Raw genomic sequence first — 22751 nt, forward strand, 5'->3', positions numbered from 1 at the left:
CACGACAAAAAATATGAACCTAACACAATCAAGTAAAAAAAGTAACTAATCAGTATCAAAAACCTTTTTCTCCTGCTATATATAAATAATTTATTATCAGAACCTTACATATATTTTCACGCAAAGATCGCTAAGCTTTCCGCAAAGGACTTAAAATTATAAATTGTTGATTATAAAAACTTTGCGTGGCTTTGCGTTTTTTCTTTGCAGGCTCGGCGTGAAAAAAACTTAGCTTAATAGCTGAGTATCATTTTTTTTTTAAATTAGACATGTGGAAAGAAATTTTCTATAATTTGAATTTCTGTCCTGTATTCAAGATCTCAATTTTAGTCTATTTCATTTTAACAGATTTATTTATGTATTTATTCTCATCCATTTAGATGAAAGCTTCTTATTTTTGTTTAAAATTAATCTAAATAGATGTCAACTATTGCTGATTTAAAAAAAGGGCAGAAAGCCATTATCGGAGAGATGAACGCTCAGGAAATACCTCTTAAGCTTTTGGAGATGGGGTGTTTGCCTGGTAACCAGGTAGAATTAATTCAAATAGCCCCTTTTAGAGACCCGCTTTACCTCAATATTAATGATACTTTTTTGTCCATTAGAAAAGAAACCGCAAAACTCATCAATGTAAATCTTATTGAAGATGAGTAAACAAATAAATGTCGCTTTAGTCGGTAATCCCAACACAGGGAAAACATCTGTTTTCAACACGCTTACCGGACTAAATCAAAAGGTGGGGAATTATCCTGGCATTACTGTCGACAAAAAAGAGGCCGTTATCAAGCTTTCCCGTAATCTGAAAGCCCACACTTTAGACCTGCCAGGGACTTATAGTCTTAATGCGACTTCGCTGGATGAAAATGTGGTTATTGAATTACTGCTGAATAAAAACGATAAGGACTATCCGGATGTGGTAGTTGTGGTTAGTGATATTGAAAATCTAAAACGAAATCTTTTGCTTTTTACCCAAATTAAAGATTTGGGTTTACCTACGATTCTTGCTATCAATATGGCAGATCGAATGGATAGAAAAGGGATTCAGTTGGATATAGATTTGCTTGAAAAGCGTCTGCATACGAAGGTGAATTTAATAAGTGCCAGAAAAAATAAAGGCTTCGATGATTTAAAGCAATCTATTATAGATTATCAGAAGATTTCTTTGGTGCCTTGTCTTGATGCCTCCGAAATTGACACAGCCTATTTTGAGTCTTTGAAAAAAGCCTACCCCCGTCAGGATTTGTACAAGCTTTGGCTGGTTATCACTCAGGATGTGAACTTTGGTAAAACCAATAGGAATAAAATAGCTGCTCAAAACGAATTTAAACCTAAATCAAATTCAGAAATAAAGCGTCTTCAGCAAAAGGAGACGATAAAGCGTTATCAGTTTATCAATGCTACCCTGAAAGAGACGCTGACCAAAGACCTGGCTTTAGCCACAGGACTTAGAGCAAAAATCGACAGAATTTTAATTCACAAAGTTTGGGGGTATGTCATCTTTTTGGCCATCTTATTTTTGATTTTTCAGACGATTTACGACTGGTCAACCTATCCTATGGATTTTATCGATGAGAGTTTTCTGTTGTTTAGCGAGTTTGTAAAGCAAAATTTCCCGGCAGGAATGCTTTCAGATTTAATTTCAGAAGGGATAATACCTGGTATAGGTGGTATTGTAATTTTCGTACCTCAAATCGCATTTTTGTTTTTGTTCATTGCTATTCTGGAAGAAACGGGTTATATGAGCCGGGTTGTTTTTCTTATGGATAGAGTCATGCGAAAATTTGGGATGAGCGGCAAAAGCGTTGTGCCTCTTGTTTCTGGAACAGCCTGCGCTATACCGGCTGTTATGGCTGCCCGAAATATTGAAAGTTGGAAAGAACGCCTGGTCACCATTTTGGTTGTGCCATTTACAACCTGTTCGGCAAGGCTTCCTGTCTATCTTATCATTATTAGTTTAGTCATTCCAGATGAACGTTGGCTTGGTGTTTTTAACTATCAGGGCATTACGTTGATGTTGTTGTATTTGCTTGGTTTTGGAACTGCAGTTGCATCGGGATGGTTAGCCAGTAAAATGCTTAAAGTTGATTTTAAAACCTACTTTGTAGTCGAAATGCCCAATTACAAACTGCCGATTTTCAAAAATGTGGTGTATACTGTTGTTGAAAAAACAAAGTCTTTTGTTTTTGGTGCTGGTAAAATCATATTGGCCATTTCAATCATACTCTGGGTACTTGCAAGTTATGGACCTACCGACGAGTTCAGTAATGCTGATGAAATTGTGAAATCATCTACAGACCTTTCAAGTATTACTGAGGAAGAACTCGAAACGGAAATTTCTTCCTATAAACTCAAACATTCTTATATTGGTTATGCGGGGAGAGCTATAGAACCAGCAGTAACACCCCTGGGTTATGACTGGAAAATAGGCATAGCTATCATCAGTTCGTTCGCTGCCAGAGAAGTGTTTGTTGGAACTTTGGCGACGATTTACAGTGTAGGGAATGAAGACGAGCAAACCATAAAAACCAGAATGGCAGCAGAAACAAATCCCATTCTTGGCGGACCATTGTTTACCTTTGCAAGTGGGATTAGCTTACTGTTGTTTTATGCCTTTGCGATGCAATGTATGAGTACGCTGGCCATTGTAAAAAGAGAAACTGGCACCTGGAAATGGCCTTTAATCCAACTGTTTGGGATGTCCGGTTTTGCGTATGTGGTCGCTTTAATCGCTTTTCAAATTTTAAAATAAAATGATGTTACAAGAGATACTGGTCCTGTTTATTTTTCTACTAGCTTCAGGATATCTGATTAAAAAATTCTTTTTCAAATCCAAAAAAGGAAATTCAGCCTGTGGCTCAAGTCAGTGTGGATGTAAAGACTAACAAGGTTCTAGAACCTGTAGATGCTTTTTGGAGACACACAATAATCTAACTTGATATCGTGTTTGGAGGCTTCGATATTTTGGTCTTCCGGTTCAAAAAAGGACAGGCCAATCTTCAAGGTTTCAGGTCGGCAGGCGGATAGGAATTTGTCATAAAATCCTTTGCCATAACCAATTCTGTTTCCTGTTTTGTCGTAAGCCAGTAAAGGCATAAATACGACATCCAAGTGTTCAGCACCTATCTCTATTCCCTTTTCCGGTTCTGGAATTCCCCATTTACTGAGTTTCAGTTTGGTACTATCTGTAAGTAAATAATGTTTGAGTTCGGTATCCTTTACTTTGGGAACAACTACATTTGCATCTTTACCAAAGATGATTTGTAATAGGTATTCTGTATTGATTTCTTTATGCTTTGCTATGCTAAGGAAAATATGATAATATTCAAATTTCCAGATGTCCAGCGTCAGGCTTTGGTTCGCAATTTGAAGACTCAACTCTTCTATATCAGACTCTGATAAATCTTCCCTTAATGCTTTGTATTTGGCTCTTAGCTCATTTTTATGCATCAGTGGCATCCTTAGAAATATGAAAAATGGCATCGCCCTGATAAACGATGGGGGATTGGTTAGCGTTGATGACGTAGCCGTTATTGGTTGCCTTTACTTTATGCCTGAAACTACCGTAAGGATCTGTAATTGTGGCAATAAATTCACCTTTTTCTACAAATTTGCCTATAGGTATTTTAATATGCAATAGACCGCTATATTTGGCCCGCATCCAGAAAGTACTGGAAATAAATTTTGTGTTCTCCGGTGGATCTTCAACATCGAAATCAGATTTCAGCATGTCAAAATGTTTCATGATACGCTTAAGCCCGTCAACCCCGTGTTTTGAAATCTCTTTGTTGTTGTCTTTCGATTTCCCTCCTTCAAACAACAATACAGTTTTGCCTTGTTTTGAACAGGTCATTCTGTAAGAATTTTTTATGGTTGAAGAGTAAACCGTGAACGGTGCGTTAAAGATTCTTGCCAGCTCCTCACCTCGCTCATCAGTTTTTTCTATTCGTATTTGTGCGGCATTAAACCTGCTGGCGCCACCCGTATGGAAATCGAAACAATAATCGGCAACTGGAAGAATTTCAGAAGCAAATTGATAGGCGAACCGACTGGCTAAAGCTCCTTTTTTGGAGCCCGGAAACATTCTGTTCAGATCCCTTCCGTCCGGGAATTCCCGAGTCATATTCAGGAAACCAAAAACATTGAGAACAGGAACACAGATGACAGTTCCTCTACTGGGCTTATTAATTCCTCTTGAAATAAATTGCCTTACGGCTTCTACACCGTTGATTTCGTCTCCATGTATGCCAGCTGTGACCAATAATACGGGCCCTGGTTTCTTTGCTCTTTGAATAATGACAGGAACTTCAACTACAGTTGTAGTATAAAGTTTTGCGGTATTAAAATTTATCCTTGCTTTTTCTCCTGGCAAAACTTTTCTTTCCAGGATGTGCAGAACATTTTTAGAATCTATGTGAGGCATTATACATTCTTTTCTATGTACTGAATGATAGACCTTGCGATGTCTTTTCCTGTTGCTTTTTCAATACCTTCCAGACCCGGAGAAGAATTTACTTCCAAGATTAACGGACCTCGTGAGCTTTGTAAAAGATCAACCCCGGCAACCCCTAGTCGCATAGCTTTAGCTGCTTTTATAGCTGCAATTTCCTCTTCGTCTGTAAGTTCAATCACTTCTGCTGAACCGCCTTGGTGTAAATTGGATCTGAATTCTCCTTCTTTGCCCTGTCTTTTCATAGCGCCAACAACATGCCCGTCTACCACAAACACACGAATGTCAGCTCCCTTTGCTTCTTTTATAAACTCTTGCACAATAACTCTTGCCTGCAAGCCATTAAAGGCTTCTATAACAGATTTTGCTGCATTTTTGGTTTCAGCTAAAACCACCCCAAGACCCTGAGTACCTTCAAGGAGCTTGATGACAAGCGGAGTTCCCCCAACTTGCTGAATCACACCATTAACATCTCTGGAATAATTGGTAAATACTGTTTTCGGCAAACCTATTTTTGCTCTGGAAAGCACTTGTAAACTTCTCAATTTATCTCTACTTCTCACCAAAGCTTCAGAATCTATGGTGCTGAAAGCACCCATCATTTCAAACTGTCTTACCACCGCAGTTCCATAAAAGGTTACGGAAGCTCCAATTCTTGGAATAATGGCATCGGTGTCCAGGATGTATTCTCCCTTATAGTAAATGTTGGGATTCCGCTTTTCTATGACTAAATCACACTTAAGGGGATCTATAACCTGGACGTCGTGTTTCCTTTTCTTTGCCGCTTCAACAAGACGTCTGGTTGAATAGAGATTTGAGTTTCTAGATAAGATTTTAATGTTCATGGTGGTGGATATTATGCGATAAATTTTTTAATTCAGAGTCTACTATAAACTTTTTATTCAGGAATTTACGACCCAAGAGCACAGGATGCTTCATTTCTTTTCTATTGCTCAAAGAAAGTGAAATTTTATAAACTTTTCCAAAGATTTCAATTTTTGATTTTATTTCATATCTGGATTGCGCAATACCATTACTGCTTTTTACTCGTATTTTATTGTAAGTATTGAAAACAAAAGGTTTATGATCGTATTCCGGGTGTTCTTTGTCTAGAAAAGTACAGTGCAAACCGTCTTCTTTTTCTTCAATATTTTCGCAATGTATGGATGATGTATAGGCACCTGTATCTATTTTGATAGAGATGTCTTTCAAATTCAACTCAGGGAAATTAGCCCTGTCCAGTCTCCCGATAATTTTTTTCTTCATAAATGCAAATTACAAAAATGATATTAATAGAAATTTTAGGCTAAATTAATATTATATTTATCATTTAAAACTAATACTATGTCAAGAGAGGATTTTTTCGAAAATATAAGGAATTCAACCAAACTCAATCACTTTGCAAATCTTGTGCATCTAGCCGCTATAGATGGCGAAATAAAACCCATCGAAGAAAAATTATTGAAGCAGTTTTCCAGAAAATTTGATGTTTCAAAAGAAAACTATGACCGAATTCTTGAAAATCCAGCTTCATTTCCTGTTCATGCTATCAATTTAAAAACTCAGCGTTTGGAATTTTTGTTTGACTTATTGCGCATTATTTATGTGGATAACGAGATGGACGAAGCAGAAGAGTTTTTAGTCAAAAAATACGCTGTGGGACTAGGTTTTTCTGAACACCAGTCTCTGGCCATCATCAATAAGTCCAAAACATTATTTGAAAATAAATTTTCTTTCGATTTTTATAGTCACTTTATAGAGTCTGATAAGTATTAGAGCACACCAGGTTTTTACTCATCAGGATGAGCAGCCTTCATAAAGGATTCAGCTTTTTCTACCATGTTTTTGCTGCCACAAAAAAACGGAACGCGTTCATGCAGTTCGGTAGGTTTGATGTCCATAATCCTTTGGAAACCGTCAGAAGCTCTGCCATTAGCCTGTTCTGCGATAAAAGCGATGGGGTTACACTCATAAAGCAACCTGAGTTTGCCGTTTTCAGCACTCGAACTTTTAGGATACATATAAATACCGCCTTTAATCATGTTTCTATGAAAGTCGGAAACCAAAGAACCTATATAACGTGACGTATATGGGTCCTTATCACGTTGTGCTTGACAATACTTAATGTAATCTTTTACCCCCTGAGGAAAGTGAATATAGTTTCCTTCGTTGATGGAATAGATCTTTCCATCTACTGGAAACTCAATGTTTGGATGCGATAAGTAATAAGTCCCGATAGCTGGATTCAACGTAAATCCATTTACCCCATGTCCAGTAGTGTACACCAGCATAGTGGAAGTTCCATAAATAATATAACCAGCAGCAACCTGTTGATTCCCTGGTTGTAGAAAATCTTCCATTTCTACAGGTTGCCCCACAGGAGTGACCCGTCTATAAATTGAAAAAATGGTTCCTACAGAAACATTGACATCAATATTGGAACTCCCGTCCAGAGGATCCATCAAGACCACATACTTGTTTTTGTGGTCTTTGTTATTTCCCTGAATAGTGATGTAATTATCATTTTCTTCTGAAGCTATTCCACAGACAATTTCACGATTGATGAGGGTTTGAATGAAGGTTTCGTTGGCATATACATCCAGTTTTTTTTGGTCTTCACCCTGAATATTTTTACCTCCATAGTCACCAACGATATCAACAAGACCAGCTTTGTTTACTTTGTGATTGACGACTTTGGCCGCTAAACGGATCGAGTTGATGAGCCTTGAAAGTTCACCAGAAGTATATTTAAAGGATTTTTGGTTTTCAATAATAAACTCGCCTAGAGTTTGATTGGTTTTTTTCATAACTAAAACGTTGTAGTTGGCGCAAAAATAGAAAAATTCACAATGTGGTTATCAAATTCATATAATTTAATTCTACTTGACTATTTTTGCTTCAAATATTTGAATCATGGATTTTAAGATCAGATTTGCTACACCGGAAGACCTGGAAGATATGCTGGAACTCATCCAGGAGCTGGCTGTTTATGAAAACGAACCCGATGCTGTCCAGGTCACACTGGAAGATTTGTATCGCTATGGATTTGGAGAGGAGGCAATTTACAAGTGCTTTGTAGCAGAAGTGGATTCCAAAGTGCAGGGAATGGCGTTGTTTTATTCCAGATTTTCTACCTGGAAAGGAGAAACTGTTCATCTCGAAGATCTCATTGTTACTAAATCAATGCGGGGTAAATCTCTAGGAAAGGCTTTGTTCGAATCTGTGATTATGTACGCCCAAACCCGTAAGATAAAACGCGTAGAATGGGTGGTTCTGGACTGGAATACCAATGCTATCGATTTCTATGAAAAATACGGTGCCACTGTGTTTAAGGAATGGCGAACAGTCCAACTTGGCGAAGATCAAATCAATCATCTCAACCCTTAAGAAAAATGCAAGTATATAAATTTGGAGGAGCATCTGTAAAAGACGCAAAAGGAGTAAGAAATGTAGTAAAAGTTTTAGAAACCACAGATCCTAAAAATAAGGTGGTGGTCATTTCTGCAATGGGAAAAACTACCAATAAGCTGGAAAACATCATTTCGCTTTATTTCGATAAAAGCAATGAACTTTCTGTGGCTATTTCAGCTTTAAAACAAGACCACTATCACATACTGGATGAGTTATTCGATAACACTTCTCATCCAGCTTATACCAAAACCAATTACTTTTTTGATGAGTTATCTATTTTTTTCGATAGGAACAAATCACCAAACTACGATTTCGTTTATGACCAGGTGGTTGGTTTTGGAGAATTGATAAGCACAAGCATTGTAAGTTATTACCTGAAGTCTGTGGGCATAGAAAATGTATGGCATGACTGCAGGAACCTGGTAGATACCGATAGCACTTACCGGGATGCAGAGGTGAACTGGGAAAATACCCAGCAAAAAATCCTCAATCATATCAACGAAGATGAGCTAAGTATTACTCAGGGATTTATAGGTTCAGATTCCAATAACTTCACAACTACACTGGGCCGTGAAGGTTCCGATTATACCGCTGGAATTTTTGCTTACTGTCTGAATGCTGAGAATGTGACCATCTGGAAAGATGTTCCTGGTGTTTTGAATGGTGATCCAAATGTGTTTGAAAACACGAGTCTTTTAGAACAAATTTCCTACGAAGAGGCTATTGAATTGGCTTTCTACGGCGCTTCTGTGATTCACCCCAAAACGCTGCAGCCATTACAGCAAAAAGAAATCCCCTTATTTGTCAAATCGTTTTATAACCCAAAAGATCAAGGGACTAAAGTCGGAAAGGGTAAATTATTGAACCCACTGTTACCATGTTTTATTGTTAAAAAAGACCTGGTGTTTTTATCACTGTCAACCCTGGACTTTTCCTTTTTTGTTGAAGAAAACATCAGTGAGGTGTTTGCACTTTTCCACAAACACCAAATCAAAGTGGATTTAATTCAGAACTCGGCGATTAGTTTTTCGGTATGTGTGGATAATAAATTCAAGAATGTAAATAAACTCATCGAAATTCTAAAAGCAAAATTCAAAGTAGATCACCAGGAGGGAGTGTCTTTATTTACGATTAGACATTACGACGATGAGGCGATACAACGCATAGAAAAAGATAAAACTGTTTTATTAAAGCAACTGCATAAAGAAACCATCCAATTTGTGACGGCTTAATGGATTCTTTAAGTCAGATTGTTCTGGGGGCGGCAGTAGGTGAGGTTGTTTTAGGAAGAAAGGCGGGGAACAAAGCCATGATTTATGGAGCTGTAGCGGGCACCATTCCAGACCTGGATATTTTTGTAGGGAATTTTTACGATACCGTTACCGCCCTGGAAATTCACAGAGGATTTTCTCATTCTCTGGTTTTTTCAATCCTGGCCGCGCCGATATTCGGTGTTCTTGTTTCAAGGATTCATCAACAGGCGAGTTGGAAAGACTGGTCTAAACTTATGTTTTGGGCCTTGTTTACCCATCCACTTTTAGATTGTTTTACAACCTGGGGGACGCAATTGTTCTGGCCGTTAGATTTGAGAATCGCAGCCAAATCTATCTTTGTGATAGATCCACTGTATACCTTACCATTTTTAATCTGCCTGATTGCTGCTTCTCTATACAAGAGAACTTCTTTAAAACGCCGAAAACTGAATAGATTAGGATTGTTCTTGAGTTCGAGTTATTTAATGGTTTCGCTTGTCATGAAAGGAATCACTTTTTCAAAGTTTGAAAATGCCTTAGAACAACAAAATATTTCATATTCTGAAATAGAAACCAAACCTACCCCTTTCAATACTTTGCTTTGGTCTGCAAACGTTAAGAGGGATGATGATTTTCTAATCGGTGAATATTCAGTTTTTGATACTGAACCTATCGCCTTTAGAGCTTATCCAAAGCAGCATCAAAAAATTGATCATCTTAGAAGTTACGAAAACTTGAACAGATTGATAGCTGTCACTAACGGCTGGTATACCATTACAGAAAAGCAAGGTGAGCTTTATTTAAATGATCTTCGATTTGGTTTAGTGAGTTTAAATCCTAATGCCGAAAAATTTGCGTTTTCATACCATCTGAAAGAAAAAAACAATCAACTGGTAATTACTGAAGTCCCAAAAAATACAGACGATGCAAAAGAATTACTAGAAGGGCTATGGTCCAGGTTGAAAGGGAGTTAATTTAAGATGACATCTGTGATTTTACAGAGCGCACTGGCCACTCGATTAGTTAATCATAATTTTTTTGATGTACTCTTGCTGGTTAATCTCAATTTTGATTAAATAAAGCCCTCTTTCTAAATGTTTTATTTTTCGTGTCGAAATTAAGCCGTTCTTTACTCTTACTTGTTCTGTTGATAGTATTTTTCCAGTCATGTCTACCAGCTGCACAGTAGCATCTTCACCACTGCTGTCTGGGATTTTAATATGTACAATTTTTGATGCTGGATTGGGGTAAAGTCTTATCTGCTCATTTTCAAAGTTATGAGTACCCAAAGTCTGAGGCTGAAATTTTATCTCGAATCTTGTGCTTAAAACACTGTTGGGGTTTTGTTTATCTGTGGAAAAGGAGTAAGTGGTAACACTGTTTCTTTTTATGATTTGAAGGTTGCCTGTATAATTATCTTTCAAATAAGCTTTTTTTTCTAAATCCTGTCCATCTATTGTAAGCTGATAATCAGTAGCCTTGTAATTAAATAGATTCAACTGGATTGATTCCTCCAAACCAGGGTATTTTCTTCTTTCCACAGATAAGTAGTTGTCGTTATGGTTAATGGTCAAGGATTCATCAGAATTCCAAAACTTAAGAGCATCGTTGTAAAGTATGCTGTTGTCGAAACTATCACCTAAGTGGAGAGTAACCCCATCAACAAGAATAAAGTTTTTATGATGAAGACGCTTTAAACTTATATTTATCCTGGTGTTTTTATTAGCCTTAAATATGGCAGTTGTTATGGCTTGCTCGGTACTCTTTTTGTAATTTTCTTTAAACGTCAAGCCAGGCGTAGCTTCTGTGTTTTGAATAAACACGGATTGGTTAGGCTGTAAAAACTTATCTGCTGATGATGAAGGCGTAGGGTCTCCGTTAGCAGTCGTTAAATCTATAGTTACGTATCCTCCATAAGTCCCAAGTGTTGGGTCGTAAGCATACATAAAAGTATCGTTGATGCCAGTTGAGTTTGCACTGGATAATAATGCCTTCATGTCCACCTGAGCCTGGTAAGGATTGGCTACTAAACTGAACTCATCCTTTCCTTGAGCTAAATTTAAACTAGAATAATCTCCAGTCAATAACTCACCAGTAAACCTTAAAACCGTGGTTGATCCAATTTGGGTATTATTCACAGTCAAATCAAGTTCTCGACCTCCACGTACCATCAAAGCGTAAGACTCCCCAATGCTTAAAGTTTTTTCATTTGTATTAGTAATGGAATTCCATTGTTGATTTGCTTCATCCCAGGAAAACATAGAGGGGTTACCAGTAATTGTCGCATCAAAACCATTTGCTGCAAGGGTAGATCCAGTGATATGAGTCCCAAAACCTGGATTTGGATCTACCACAGGGGTGGTGTTATAATCCGTGATTTGTCCCCCCTCTTGAAGATTGGCTTGAATACTGGACGTCGTACTTACAGAAGGAGAAATATACCTGAAGGAACGATTGCTTTTTGGAATGTAGCGCTCTACTATAACATGACCAGAGACAGAGTTAGCGGTCTCTGAAAGAACAGCTGTTTTTGTAGCAGTGCTCTTAAAGGTGAACCTAGAAGCTGCATCGATGTCAACATTTCCTGAGGACAGAAGAAGCGTTTCTTTTAAATTGATGTCACCTGTAATGCTTAGGCCGGTAGAGTTGTTAAGTTCAATATTATCTACAGTAAGCTCTTCTCCCTCGATATTCTGAAGTTCAGTTCCGGAAAACACAAGTGTACTGTTTAAGGCAGTAGATGAGCCGTTTTTAACTATAAGATTTTTACAGATATTTAGTGTATTGCTATTTAAATCTAATGATGCATTATTGTCAAAATACAAATACCCAGTTGTCATATTTTTGGTAATAGAAGCGGTACCTCCAGTTATATAAATGTAGTCATCGCAAGTTAAGGTGAAGTTATTTGGGTTGTCTATCCAACCACCAGAATCGTGAATAAAGGCTTTGGTATAAAGTGAGCCGCCGGCAATCAAATCGGCACCACCGTCGCTACTGCTCGTGTTTCTGGGATATAAAGCTTCATTTTTGGTATCGAGAATTTCTGCGTCAGTAGTGGCCGTCACATCATTACCCATAATCACATAACCAAAAACCTGATCACCAGTGGTAAGGTTAAAATCAGCAAAAGATATCAATGTTCCATGAATGAGTTGGCTATCCAGATTTGCAGTTTCAACTAGAGGTCCATCCACACCATCATTTAACACAGTGGCTAAAAGACCTATTGAGCTAGCTCCATAATGAACAGGGTTTACAGTGATTACCTGAGTAAATGTGGCTGGTTGATTACTCGCATTCAGACTCGTAATAAAAGCTACCTTAAAGCTGTCATTTCCGCCACGTTCCATAAACATAAACCCCTCATTAGCAGGTGTACTTGGAACGGTCAACCCATCGTAATATAAAAAGTCTATGCGTTCTATGTTATTAGTATTCGCCACATCAGCATTGACAAACATGTTGTCGGCTCCTCTGTTGATAATATTACTGTTGAACATTTTTTCCATCTTCTCTTTATAACCTGGCTTCAGTTGAACATCTGTAGTGCTTGTAGATGAGGTTTCAAAAAACAAAATATCTCGAATACCAGTTGTAGTAGCATTGTCTTCTCGGTTGATAACCACTTCGTCCGCCAATCCTTTGAACGCAAATTCATCAGTTCCAAACGTAAAGCTTTTGATTTTAAGATTATTGCTGGTGCCAACACCAAACGAATAATCTTTACCTGCAGCAGTATATCTATCTAAATCTTCAGGTATGGTCTGGTAACTGGCTGTAATCTCATTAATAGGAGTTTGGCTAAAACTCAGGTAATTTGACAAAACTAATAAGCATAGCATTAGAAGCTTAAAAACTAGGTTAATGTTTAAAAATGAGTTCATTGTATTAAAATTATGCCTTACAGGTTAAAAGCCTAAAATTAAACAAAAATATCATATTTATTGCTATAAAATATTAATAGTTGCTATATTCGTAAAAATGAAACGCTTATTTTTTTAAAAAATTCAGCCTCAAGATAATGAAAACTGAGAATCAGTTGAATCTTTAAATATTTAAGACTTTTAAATGAAACAGCACTTCAATAAATATTTTTATGAAAAAGAGATTCAAGACGGAGATAAGATTTTTAAAAATTTTTGTAATTGTTTAGTCTTATTTTTCACCTTTTTGGTATGGTTTGTTTTAAATACAGATTATAAATTTTACAGTTTACCCTAAAAGGAAGTTTAGAAAATAGTAGTTACAAACATCGTTATTACTGGCTTAGTTGAAATTTAGTTTAGGTTTATTCTCGATGATTTTTTCTTTTTTTTTGACAGTACATGATATATTTTAAAGAAAAATGAAAATAAACCTTTATAATGATTAATTTTGTTTACAAAATGAACTCTATTTTGAGTCCTTTTATGAAATTGAAAAAAATTATTTTTCTAGCATTTTTTATACTGACTACTGTTACAGTTTTAGCTCAACCTGGCACCCCTGGTGGTGGTGATTCTAACGTAGATGATGTAGCTCCTATAGATGACCATCTTTGGGTAATCTTGCTTTTAGGTCTCGGGCTGGGCATCTACTTTATCTTATCTAAGAAGCCTACTTCCGGTATATAAACTTCTGTCTTCTTATAACCTCATATATAAGTAGCGTCATCACTGCTAAATATTGCAAGCCTACCAACCAATGGTTTTCCTCAACACCTTTAATTTTATAAGCTGAATAGCTCAAAAACACCAGCCAACTCCATAAGAGCATGTATTTGTATTTTGTAAAAACACTGATAAACAGGGGTAGCATAATATACCACGGGTGTACTGTGGTAGACAGTAAATTATAAGTTGTTGATGCAAGAAGCATATATATCATGAGCGTTTTAAAGTTGATCCTTTTCTGCTTAAAGCTTAAATAAAGAATAATGATAAGAGTAATTATAGATAAGAGTTTTCCAAATACCCCTATCATATTATAGCCATTCCACTGATAACCAATCCACCTTAAAGCATAATAAAAACTTGCATTGAATTCAAAAGAAGAAAAGTAAAGCGCTAAGGTTTTGAAATTTTTTGAAACCAATTCGAAGTCCCAGAAGAAGCTGTAGGCTACTGCTAAACCTAAAATGACTACTGTTACGAATTTCAGATAGGTGATGATTTGACGTCTACTAAAATAGATTGATTTCTTATTTAGAAAAGGAAACAGTAGAGGCAAAAACATCAGCGGTAATAGTTTAGAAGCTACTGCTGCAGCTAAACTTAGAGCAGAGATGCAGGTCTTTGAAGAATACAAATAGTACAAACTCAGAGCAAGAAAAAACAGCATTATAACTTCAAAATGCAAACTGAATGTCGATTCTAAAATCACCAGTGGATTTAAAATAAAAAAGAGAATTTGTGTTTTGGGTAGCTCCATTCTCTTCAAAATTTTCAGCCCAAAAACCACCAATCCTGCTTCTGCGAGCAGGTGTATGAGTCTCAATAAGACTACATTCAAAAGTAGATTGCTTCCAGCTATAGAATAAGTTAAAGCATACATCAACTGGGCTACTGGAGGGTAGGTAGAATAATTGGTAGCACTTAAGCTCCCCATGTTTTCGTAAAGCGATGGGGAAAGCGATTCCTGGTTAACTGAATCGCTCTTTATAAGTTCTGCTGGTAAATGCAGATAAGGATTTAATCCTAAATTATTCAACATTCCATCCCAGATAAACCGATAAACATCCTGAGATAATTCTGGAATAGAAAACAAAAAAATTAACTTAAATAGAAAGCTTAAGCCAATTAAATACTTGAGTTTTAGACCACTTTTATAGAGATAAGCGGAAAGTACTAATGCTGAAGTGTACAAAGAAAATAATAGCCAGAATTGGGAGCGTTCCAGTTCATAACCTATACAGTAATAAATAAGGCATAGCAAAAGCACACTTGCTGATGTGGTCCACAACTGCCATGTTTTAAAATTCATCAGGCTTTGGAAAATAAAGTTTTAAAGGATATAAACCCGAAGCCAAACACAAGCATCAAATGGAAAATAACCAGTCCGAAATCCTGTGTATAGTAAGCACTGTAAAGCCCGTATATAAAGTAACCAAACAGCAAAATCTCAATTCCGTTTAGAACCGAAAGCTTTTTATTGATGTAGGTTTTTCCCTTCCAGGTATCTGTATTGGAGGAAATATCAAATTTTGGAGTCCGAATAAAGGCGGACTTTTTATTGAAATGTCCTTCTAAAATAGCTAAGGTATTATGGACAGACAATCCCATAGCTATGGAAAAAAAGGTAATAAATAAGCCGATAAATTTTAAAAAGGAAACAAAACCACTTCCATAGATGTCCTTATAACTCGTCCAGTAGCCATAGATGAAAATCAATGTACTGACACCCATCGCGGCTAGAATATAAAAAATAAGGTCCCAGGATTCCTGTTGGAATTTGATGTACAAAATGGGAATACTAAGTATAGCTACCATCAAAATCAGAAGGAACATACTGGAATTAAGCAGGTGAAAAAAACTGTGAAGTTTTGACTTAGGGCTCAGTGCTTTGCTGTGAAAAACAGCGCTAAAATTTTTTCTGAAATTTTCTGCCGCTCCTTTGTTCCAGCGAAATTGCTGAGATCTCGCCGCACTCAAAACAACAGGGAGTTCTGCTGGCGTGACCACATCTTTGAGATAGGTAAATTTCCAGCCTTTGAGCTGGGCTCTATAGCTTAAGTCCAAATCCTCCGTCAAGGTGTCCCCCTGCCAGTTTCCGGCATCCTCAATACAGGCTTTTCTCCAAACTCCAGCCGTTCCATTGAAGTTGATGAAATGTCCGCCAAGCGATCTTCCGACTTGCTCAATAAGGAAATGAAAATCTAAAGCAAAAGCTTGAATCTTGGTAAGCACACTGTAATCTCTATTTACATGCCCCCAGCGGGTTTGAACCACGCCCACATTAGGGTGGTTAAAGTGAGGAATTGTTTTTTTCAACCAATCCGTTTGAGGTAAAAAGTCAGCATCAAAAACGGCGATAAACTCACCTTGAGCTATTTTTAAGCCTTCCTTAAGCGCTCCGGCTTTAAAGTTTTTTCGATCGGTTCTATGAATATAGTGGGCATTAACTCCTTTGTCGATTAAGTCCTGAGTCAGTTGTTCTGTATAAGTTTTGGAAGAATCTGTAGAGTCATCTAAGACTTGGATTTCCAGTTTTGATGAAGGATAGTCCAGTCTGGAGATATTGTTCAGCAAGCGCTTTACGACATACTTTTCATTGTATAAGGGGAGCTGAACGGTGACTTTAGGCCAGTCGGCTGGTTTTTGAACGACTTTAGTTTTCTGCTTCTTAGCTTTTTTATAATTCAGGACAAGCTGTAATTGTAACAGGCTGTAAATCAGTATGACAAAAAGTGCAAGAGTATAAAGTCCAATAATGAAATAATCAATAATCATTTAAACGAGTATTTAAAAATCCAACCTAATATTTTAACACCAGCCATCACCGATCCTTTTACAGTACCAGAAACTTTGGATTCGCCTATTCTATTTCTATAGTTGATGTCAACTTCCGTGTAAGTCAGTTTTTGTTTTAAGGCCTTCAGTTGCATTTCAACGGTCCAGCCGTAGGTTTTATCTTCCATCTTCAAAGCTAAAAGCTTTTTATATTTTATGGCTCTAAATGGGCCAAGATCTGTAAATCCTGAATTAAAAAACAAACGCATTAAGGTGGTAGCTAACCAGTTTCCGAAAATCTGTGGAAAGGTCATAGAACCAGGCTCCCGTTTTGACTTGACTCTGGCGCCAATCACCAGGTCGATGTCATCTTGAATAATAGGAGCCATGATTTTGTCCATTTCTTCAGGATAATCGCTGTAGTCACCGTCTAGAAAAACAACAATATCAGTCGGTTCTCTCAATTCTTTTAGATAGGAAAGCCCTTTTAAACAGGCGTGTCCATATCCCATTTTTCCTTCGTAAAGAACCGTTGCTCCTGCAGACTCTGCCTGTTTGAAGGTTTCGTCTGTAGATTGATTATCCACTACAATAACTTCAGAAATATGCGAAGGTATGTCATGGATGACCTTGGCAATAGAGCCTTCTTCATTAAATGCGGGTATAATAACTCTGGTGTAGGTCATAGTTTGCGAAAATACATTTTATAGTTTATACCAGTTCGACCTTATGCCAAGACTTGAATTCAACAGATAAATAAACGCTCTTTTTTCTTTAAATCTCATTACAAAGTAGAATTGGTATTGATTGTTACTAGTCGTTTTCTTTTGAATTTCATTTCAGAAGAAATGTAAACCTTAGGGGACTTATTTGCGTATATGACTATAGATAAGTTATTTGTATAAGTTTTGTTTGTTTTTTGTTGATAGATTGGGAATTGTGATGTGTTTAAAATCACAATTCCCTTTTTTAAACAAGATTTGCGAAATAGATTAAAATAAGTAGATTTAGAAAAAATTTACAAATGCAGCCAGACGAACTTATTTTACAGTTAAAGCAAAAAAATCAGGTCGCTTTTTCTCAAATCTATGACATGTATTCTGAAAATATTTTCGGAATCATTAATACGATAGTGAATGATGTTGAGATAGCGGAAGAAGTCTTGCAGGATGTATTTATAAAGGTTTGGGACAAATCTGAATCCTATTCCAGTGAGAAAGGTCGATTTTTTACCTGGCTTTTGAATATTTCCAGAAATGCCGCTATTGATAAAGTAAGATCAAAAGCCTATAAGAATAAACGCAAAAATTCAGATTTTGATGATTTTTCGTTTTTTATAAAAGACGATAAAGATCTGGATAGTATAAGCGACGGCTATGGTATAAGAAAGTTTGTGGATAAGCTGAAGCCCATGTGTGTGAAGTTGATCGATTTACTGTTTTTTAAAGGGTATACGCAGAAAGAAGCTTCAGAAACTTTGGAAATTCCTTTAGGGACGGTTAAATCCAGAAACAGAACTTGTTTAAATTCACTAAAAGAAACCTTAGAATAATATGACGACTAAAGACTATATAGAATCTGGATTGCTCGAGCTTTATGTGTATGGAACACTTCCGGAGAAGGAACAGGCTCAGGTTGCAGCAGACGTTGCAAAAGACCCTGAACTTCAGGCAGAAGTCAACGCGATAGAAGTTTCGCTTTTGAAACTTTCAAAGGCCACTTCGGCTGGATTGAGTGCTTCTGTGAAAAAAGAACTACTTCAGAAAATTAATCAGAGAGCCACTCAGTCCAAACCTAAAGTGAAAATCATCACGTCCAACTATTCTTATTTCGGATGGGCTGCAGCGATTTTACTTTTAGGAGGAATTCTGTGGTTGTTGAAATTAAATCAGGATATTCAGGAAGAACTAAAGGTGGTGTCTACAGAGCTGAAATCTAAAGAAATTCAAGTGGCGAATTCAACTCAAAAAGCACAACATCTGGAAGACTTATTGCTGCAAATGGCTCAACCAAACACGCGTAAATTAACTCTTCCAGGAAATGACCTCAATGCCCCAAATGCTGCAGTTGCCGCCTTTTATGATGATGAAGCCAATGAGTTGATTTTAGACATCAACCGTTTGCCTGAGGCACCGGAAGGCATGGTTTATCAGGCCTGGTCACTCACCTTTGAGCCATTGACGCCAAATAGTATCGGGATTTTAGCGAACGCCAGTTCTCCTGATAATAAGATTTTCAGGCTACAAGATATCCCCAGGTCGGAAGGCTTTGGAATCACGTTGGAGCCCGCAGGAGGAAGCCAATCTCCAAACCTGGAACAGTTGTATGCGTTAGGAACCATATAAGATTCAATTAAGCCTCCAGATTTCAAAATTAAGCGCTGCAGCAAAAATGATCCAGATGAGGTAAGGTATCAATAAATAAGCAGCAAGCTTATTGACGATTTTAAACCATTTATAAGTAATCCATACCAGGACGATAAGTGCAATAATAATAAATAGTGCTAACAGAGGCGATTGATAGCCAAAAAAGGCAATCGACCAGGAGGCGTTAAGGACAAGCTGAAAGCCAAAGTGATAAAGAGCAGTTTTTACCCAAACATGATGAAAACCCCTGCTCCACACAAGTCCCGCAGCAACACCCATCAGAATGTAAAGCAGCGTCCAGACAGGGGCAAAGAGCCAGCTGGGTGGATTGAAGCTCGGCTTCTCTAAGGTTGTGAACCAAGTGTCAACGCTTGTTTGAGTTGCCATGGATCCTACAAATCCAATTCCAAGGCAAATCGCAATGGCTATACTTATTTTTAAGATGTTCGACTTTTTCATACCTTTTTTTCGGTCAAGCAAAATATTAATATTTTTCAATATCTACAATCTATAAGAGAACATTTGGCTTTGCTTATATTTGTTGAAAATCAAAAAAAAATGGATCCAAAAGATTTTATATACAAAACACCGCAGCTTTTACCAGACCTCGCTATTTACACCTCTGAAGCCCCTAGCAATATTGCACTGGTGAAATACTGGGGAAAATACGGGGAGCAACTGCCTAAAAACACCTCTATAAGTTACACGCTTGAGAAATGCAAAACGCAGACCGAAGTCATTCTTAAAAAACGCATCGAAGCTGATGATCAGTTTTATTTTGAAGTGTTTTTGGATGGGGAGTCCAAGCCTTCTTTTAAATCTAAAATTGATACCTTTTTAAAACGCATAGAAGTTTATACTCCATTTTTGAAGTCTTTTCAGTTCGAAATTCATACCAAAAACACCTTCCCGCATAGCAGTGGTATAGCTTCATCTGCCAGTGGAATGGCAGCTTTGGCCAAATGCTTCGTGGCTATGGAAGCATCAGTACAACCAGAAATGACCGAGGCTTTTCAGACTCAAAAAGCTTCCTTTTTAGCAAGATTAGGGTCGGGGAGTGCCTGTAGAAGTACCGGAGGTAAACTGGTGGTATGGGGACAGCACCAGGACATAAAAGGCAGCTCAGGTTTTTATGGCGTCGATTATCGTGATGAGGTTCACAACAATTTCAGGAATTTTAGAGATTCTATTTTATTAATCGATGAAGGTCAGAAGCAGGTGAGTAGTAGTGTGGGACATGATTTGATGCACGGTCATCCTTTTGCAGAACAGCGCTTTCAACAGGCAGATCAAAACATCACAAAACTAAAACCCATCTTAGCGTCAGGTAACTTTGATGAGTTTTTTGCATTAGTGGAGTCAGAAGCCTTGTCTCTTCATGCCATGATGATGACCAGTTCGCCTTATTTTATCCTGATGAAACCCAATACACTTGAAGTCATCAATAAAATCTGGGAATTCAGAACATCTGAAAAGGTGCCGGTCGGATTTACTTTAGATGCCGGAGCCAACGTGCATTTGTTATACCCGGAAGCTTCAGAAACAAGGATAAGAGTCTTTATCGACGAACACTTACTTCAATTTTGTCAAGGAGAAAAAGTCATACACGATCAAATTCAATTTTAATTTTGTTTTAAGTTTTCGAACAAATAGTAAACAAAATACTTTAAATTTGAAATTATTAATTTGATGGATAGATATCTTTTCTTAAAAGAGATAGTTTATCTCCTAATAATCAGTAATATTTGCACAAATGATTAATTTTATCCTAAATTAACTCTTATGAAAGGACCACTATTTTATTCAAAGATCTTATTGTTTGGTGAATACGGCATTATCAAAGATTCTAAGGGTCTATCAATTCCTTACAATTTCTACAATGGAGCTTTGAAAGTTGATGAACACCCAGATGAAAAAGCTGTTAAATCCAATTCAGAATTAAAGCGATTTTCTTCATACCTGGAAAAGCTCAACAAGGAGAAAAGCACTCCAGTGCGTTTCGATTTAGAATCTCTTAATTCAGATGTTGAAGAAGGTATGTATTTCGATAGCAGCATCCCGCAAGGTTACGGTGTAGGAAGTAGTGGTGCTTTGGTAGCAGCGATTTACGATAAGTATGCCTTCGATAGAATTACAGTTTTGGAGAATTTGTCAAAAGATAAACTCCTCAAGTTAAAGACTATTTTTTCTAAAATGGAATCGTTTTTCCATGGCAAATCTTCCGGCTTAGATCCGCTCAACAGTTATTTAAGCTTACCCATCCTTATCAATTCCAAAGATAATATAGAGCCGGCTGGTTTGCCTTCTCAAACCCAAAACGGTAATGGGGCGGTCTTTTTACTAGACAGTGGTATAGTAGGAGAAACAGCACCTATGGTTCAGATATTCATGGACAATATGAAGCAGGAAGGTTTTAGAAATATCATTAAAGACAAGTTCGTAAAGCATACAGATGCCTGCGTTGACAACTTTCTGGAAGGTGATTTCAAAACGCTTTTCGGGAATATCAAGCATTTATCCAATGTGGTTTTAGATAATTTCAAACCTATGATTCCTAAGCAGTTTCACGAATTGTGGAGAAAAGGAATCGAAACCAACGACTATTACCTCAAGCTTTGTGGCTCTGGAGGAGGAGGCTATATTTTAGGCTTTACCCAGGATTTCGATAAAGCCAAGGAGGCTTTAAAAGATCACAAGTTGGAAGTGGTTTATACGTTTTAAAAAAAATCTAAAGCATGTCTCGAGAGAACAAACGCCTTTGGCTCAAATTTTTGAGTTTGTTCTCCGTCATTCGCGGTTACAATATTCTCGTTATTGTAATTGCTCAATATTTAGCTTCTATATTTATCATGGCTCACCATTTGCCGGTGCGGCAAGTAGTTTTAGACACCAATCTTTTTTTAATTGTCCTCTCTACAGCATTGGCGATTGCTTCGGGCTATCTCATCAATAACTTCTACGATTCCGAAAAAGACTTGATCAACAGGCCTCAAAAGACCTTGCTGGACAATTACGTTAGCCAAAAGACCAAGCTCGGTGTGTATTTCACCCTCAACTTTCTAAGTGTTATCATCGCCAGTTACGTCAGTTTTAAAGCTGTACTCTTCTTTTCTTTTTACATTTTCATATTGTGGTTATATTCTCACAAATTGAAACGTTATCCTTTTTTGGGGACACTTACGGCAGGTCTGGTTGCTATCCTACCTTTTTTTATCATTTTCGTTTACTACGGGAATTTTGAGTCTGTGATTTTTGTTCATGCCGTGTTTTTATTTTTCATTATTCTCATAAGAGAACTCGTTAAGGATCTTGAAAATCTAAAAGGTGATTTTACTTTAGAGTATTCAACTATTCCAGTAAAGTATAATGTTAAATACACCAAGCGACTCATCTCTGTACTGGTTATTTCCACCATTATTCCAGCGCTTATTCTGATTCTTTACTTCGACTCAGGCTATATGGATTATTACTTTCTGCTATGTGTCGTTTTACTCATCATCTTTCTGTTCCAACTCTGGCGCTCAGAGCAAAGGATACACTACCTCTTATTGCATAATCTCCTCAAATTTGTTTTGGTTCTTGGTGTGTTCAGTATCATGTTAATCGATATTGAAGCGGTTATTAAGAGGTTGTTTTGAAGCCCCACCTATACGATAATCCGATATTTATCGGGATCGGAACCTTCAAGGGGAGGGATGGTTCCCCACCTAACTTCCCTAGAGATACTGTGTAAAAACACAAGCAATCTTAAGTTTTTTTCATATTTTTATTCTTTAGGAAGTTATCTGACTATCCTGCGACGGGGCTACGGTCTCGTCTTTTTTTTGTCCAATCATAAGTTGGA

At 37.2% G+C, this 22751-nt stretch carries 23 protein-coding genes; 13 read left to right on the forward strand and 10 right to left on the reverse strand.

The features are described 5' to 3' along the window. The first annotated feature begins 420 nt into the window (after nt 1–420). Genes LB450_RS12960 through LB450_RS13875 form a run of 3 tightly spaced genes read left to right on the forward strand, consistent with a single transcriptional unit; the run spans nt 421 to nt 2882 of the window. Complete coding sequence (locus tag LB450_RS12960; protein WP_224489638.1) at nt 421–654, forward strand: FeoA family protein; 234 nt, start codon at nt 421–423, stop codon at nt 652–654. After that, nucleotides 647–2749: a ferrous iron transport protein B gene (feoB, locus tag LB450_RS12965; RefSeq protein WP_224489640.1), complete on the forward strand. Its 2103-nt coding sequence runs from the start codon at nt 647–649 to the stop codon at nt 2747–2749. Before LB450_RS12960 ends, feoB begins: the two co-directional genes overlap by 8 nt. Before the next feature lie 4 nt (nt 2750–2753). Continuing rightward, nucleotides 2754–2882: a FeoB-associated Cys-rich membrane protein gene (locus tag LB450_RS13875; protein ID WP_224489683.1), complete on the forward strand. Its 129-nt coding sequence runs from the start codon at nt 2754–2756 to the stop codon at nt 2880–2882. A 7-nt stretch (nt 2883–2889) separates the two neighbouring features. Here the strand turns inward: LB450_RS13875 and LB450_RS12975 are convergent, their stop codons facing one another. From LB450_RS12975 to LB450_RS12990, 4 genes are read right to left on the reverse strand one after another with little or no spacing between them, the layout of a single operon-like run. Next, nucleotides 2890–3447 (reverse strand): 5-formyltetrahydrofolate cyclo-ligase, encoded by a 558-nt coding sequence (locus LB450_RS12975; RefSeq protein WP_224489641.1) that lies wholly within the window; start codon nt 3445–3447, stop codon nt 2890–2892. Next, complete coding sequence (locus LB450_RS12980) at nt 3440–4420, reverse strand: succinylglutamate desuccinylase/aspartoacylase family protein (RefSeq protein ID WP_224489643.1); 981 nt, start codon at nt 4418–4420, stop codon at nt 3440–3442. Before LB450_RS12980 ends, LB450_RS12975 begins: the two co-directional genes overlap by 8 nt. Beyond that, the gene (rimK, locus tag LB450_RS12985; protein ID WP_224489645.1) at nt 4420–5292 is read right to left on the reverse strand and encodes a 30S ribosomal protein S6--L-glutamate ligase; all 873 of its coding nucleotides are present in this window, start codon (nt 5290–5292) and stop codon (nt 4420–4422) included. The genes LB450_RS12980 and rimK overlap by 1 nt, the downstream gene beginning before the upstream one ends. Continuing rightward, nucleotides 5282–5713 carry an ATP-dependent zinc protease family protein gene (locus LB450_RS12990; protein WP_224489647.1) on the reverse strand — a complete coding sequence of 144 codons (432 nt, stop codon included), beginning with the start codon at nt 5711–5713 and terminating at the stop codon, nt 5282–5284. The genes rimK and LB450_RS12990 overlap by 11 nt, the downstream gene beginning before the upstream one ends. Nucleotides 5714–5791: 78 nt before the next feature. On the opposite strand from LB450_RS12990, the gene LB450_RS12995 reads away from it, so the two are divergent. Beyond that, the gene (locus tag LB450_RS12995) at nt 5792–6223 is read left to right on the forward strand and encodes a tellurite resistance TerB family protein (RefSeq protein WP_224489654.1); all 432 of its coding nucleotides are present in this window, start codon (nt 5792–5794) and stop codon (nt 6221–6223) included. 14 nt (nt 6224–6237) lie between these two features. On the opposite strand, the gene fbp is transcribed toward LB450_RS12995, so the two are convergent. After that, nucleotides 6238–7254, reverse strand: coding sequence for a class 1 fructose-bisphosphatase (fbp, locus tag LB450_RS13000; RefSeq protein WP_224489655.1), 1017 nt, complete (start codon nt 7252–7254; stop codon nt 6238–6240). Between the two features lie 106 nt (nt 7255–7360). On the opposite strand from fbp, the gene LB450_RS13005 reads away from it, so the two are divergent. Genes LB450_RS13005 through LB450_RS13015 form a run of 3 tightly spaced genes read left to right on the forward strand, consistent with a single transcriptional unit; the run spans nt 7361 to nt 10085 of the window. After that, nucleotides 7361–7834, forward strand: a complete 474-nt coding sequence (locus LB450_RS13005; protein WP_224489657.1) for a GNAT family N-acetyltransferase — start codon at nt 7361–7363, stop codon at nt 7832–7834. A 5-nt stretch (nt 7835–7839) separates the two neighbouring features. After that, nucleotides 7840–9090: an aspartate kinase gene (locus LB450_RS13010; protein ID WP_224489659.1), complete on the forward strand. Its 1251-nt coding sequence runs from the start codon at nt 7840–7842 to the stop codon at nt 9088–9090. After that, a complete protein-coding gene (locus LB450_RS13015; RefSeq protein WP_224489661.1) occupies nt 9090–10085 on the forward strand; it encodes a metal-dependent hydrolase in 996 nt (331 codons plus the stop codon). The genes LB450_RS13010 and LB450_RS13015 overlap by 1 nt, the downstream gene beginning before the upstream one ends. Nucleotides 10086–10130: 45 nt before the next feature. On the opposite strand, the gene LB450_RS13020 is transcribed toward LB450_RS13015, so the two are convergent. Next, nucleotides 10131–12956 (reverse strand): T9SS type A sorting domain-containing protein, encoded by a 2826-nt coding sequence (locus tag LB450_RS13020; protein WP_224489663.1) that lies wholly within the window; start codon nt 12954–12956, stop codon nt 10131–10133. A 522-nt stretch (nt 12957–13478) separates the two neighbouring features. Between LB450_RS13020 and LB450_RS13025 the strand changes: the two genes are divergently transcribed. After that, complete coding sequence (locus LB450_RS13025) at nt 13479–13727, forward strand: hypothetical protein (RefSeq protein WP_224489665.1); 249 nt, start codon at nt 13479–13481, stop codon at nt 13725–13727. Here LB450_RS13025 and LB450_RS13030 read toward each other — a convergent pair. Genes LB450_RS13030 through LB450_RS13040 form a run of 3 tightly spaced genes read right to left on the reverse strand, consistent with a single transcriptional unit; the run spans nt 13711 to nt 17227 of the window. Further along, entirely contained in the window at nt 13711–15075 is a 1365-nt protein-coding gene (locus tag LB450_RS13030; protein WP_224489667.1) for a glycosyltransferase ArnT-like protein, read from the reverse strand. The genes LB450_RS13025 and LB450_RS13030 overlap by 17 nt on opposite strands. Continuing rightward, the gene (locus LB450_RS13035) at nt 15075–16541 is read right to left on the reverse strand and encodes a cellulose synthase family protein (RefSeq protein ID WP_224489669.1); all 1467 of its coding nucleotides are present in this window, start codon (nt 16539–16541) and stop codon (nt 15075–15077) included. Before LB450_RS13035 ends, LB450_RS13030 begins: the two co-directional genes overlap by 1 nt. Further along, nucleotides 16538–17227, reverse strand: coding sequence for a glycosyltransferase family 2 protein (locus LB450_RS13040; RefSeq protein WP_224489670.1), 690 nt, complete (start codon nt 17225–17227; stop codon nt 16538–16540). The genes LB450_RS13035 and LB450_RS13040 overlap by 4 nt, the downstream gene beginning before the upstream one ends. A 338-nt stretch (nt 17228–17565) precedes the next feature. Between LB450_RS13040 and LB450_RS13045 the strand changes: the two genes are divergently transcribed. Continuing rightward, nucleotides 17566–18093: an RNA polymerase sigma factor gene (locus LB450_RS13045; protein WP_224489672.1), complete on the forward strand. Its 528-nt coding sequence runs from the start codon at nt 17566–17568 to the stop codon at nt 18091–18093. Nucleotide 18094: 1 nt separating this feature from the next. Beyond that, the gene (locus LB450_RS13050; RefSeq protein ID WP_224489674.1) at nt 18095–18886 is read left to right on the forward strand and encodes an anti-sigma factor; all 792 of its coding nucleotides are present in this window, start codon (nt 18095–18097) and stop codon (nt 18884–18886) included. A gap of 3 nt (nt 18887–18889) precedes the next feature. Here the strand turns inward: LB450_RS13050 and LB450_RS13055 are convergent, their stop codons facing one another. Continuing rightward, nucleotides 18890–19366: a TspO/MBR family protein gene (locus tag LB450_RS13055; protein WP_224489676.1), complete on the reverse strand. Its 477-nt coding sequence runs from the start codon at nt 19364–19366 to the stop codon at nt 18890–18892. A 99-nt stretch (nt 19367–19465) separates the two neighbouring features. On the opposite strand from LB450_RS13055, the gene LB450_RS13060 reads away from it, so the two are divergent. From LB450_RS13060 to LB450_RS13070, 3 genes are all read left to right on the forward strand, one after another. Continuing rightward, nucleotides 19466–20533, forward strand: coding sequence for a diphosphomevalonate/mevalonate 3,5-bisphosphate decarboxylase family protein (locus LB450_RS13060; RefSeq protein WP_224489678.1), 1068 nt, complete (start codon nt 19466–19468; stop codon nt 20531–20533). Nucleotides 20534–20689: 156 nt separating this feature from the next. Next, nucleotides 20690–21628: a mevalonate kinase family protein gene (locus LB450_RS13065; protein ID WP_224489680.1), complete on the forward strand. Its 939-nt coding sequence runs from the start codon at nt 20690–20692 to the stop codon at nt 21626–21628. 14 nt (nt 21629–21642) lie between these two features. Beyond that, nucleotides 21643–22545, forward strand: a complete 903-nt coding sequence (locus LB450_RS13070; RefSeq protein WP_224489681.1) for a geranylgeranylglycerol-phosphate geranylgeranyltransferase — start codon at nt 21643–21645, stop codon at nt 22543–22545. The last annotated feature ends 206 nt before the right edge of the window (nt 22546–22751 follow it).

Origin of the sequence: Psychroflexus curvus, from assembly GCF_020164585.1 — a bacterium.
Lineage (GTDB): Bacteria > Bacteroidota > Bacteroidia > Flavobacteriales > Flavobacteriaceae > Psychroflexus > Psychroflexus curvus.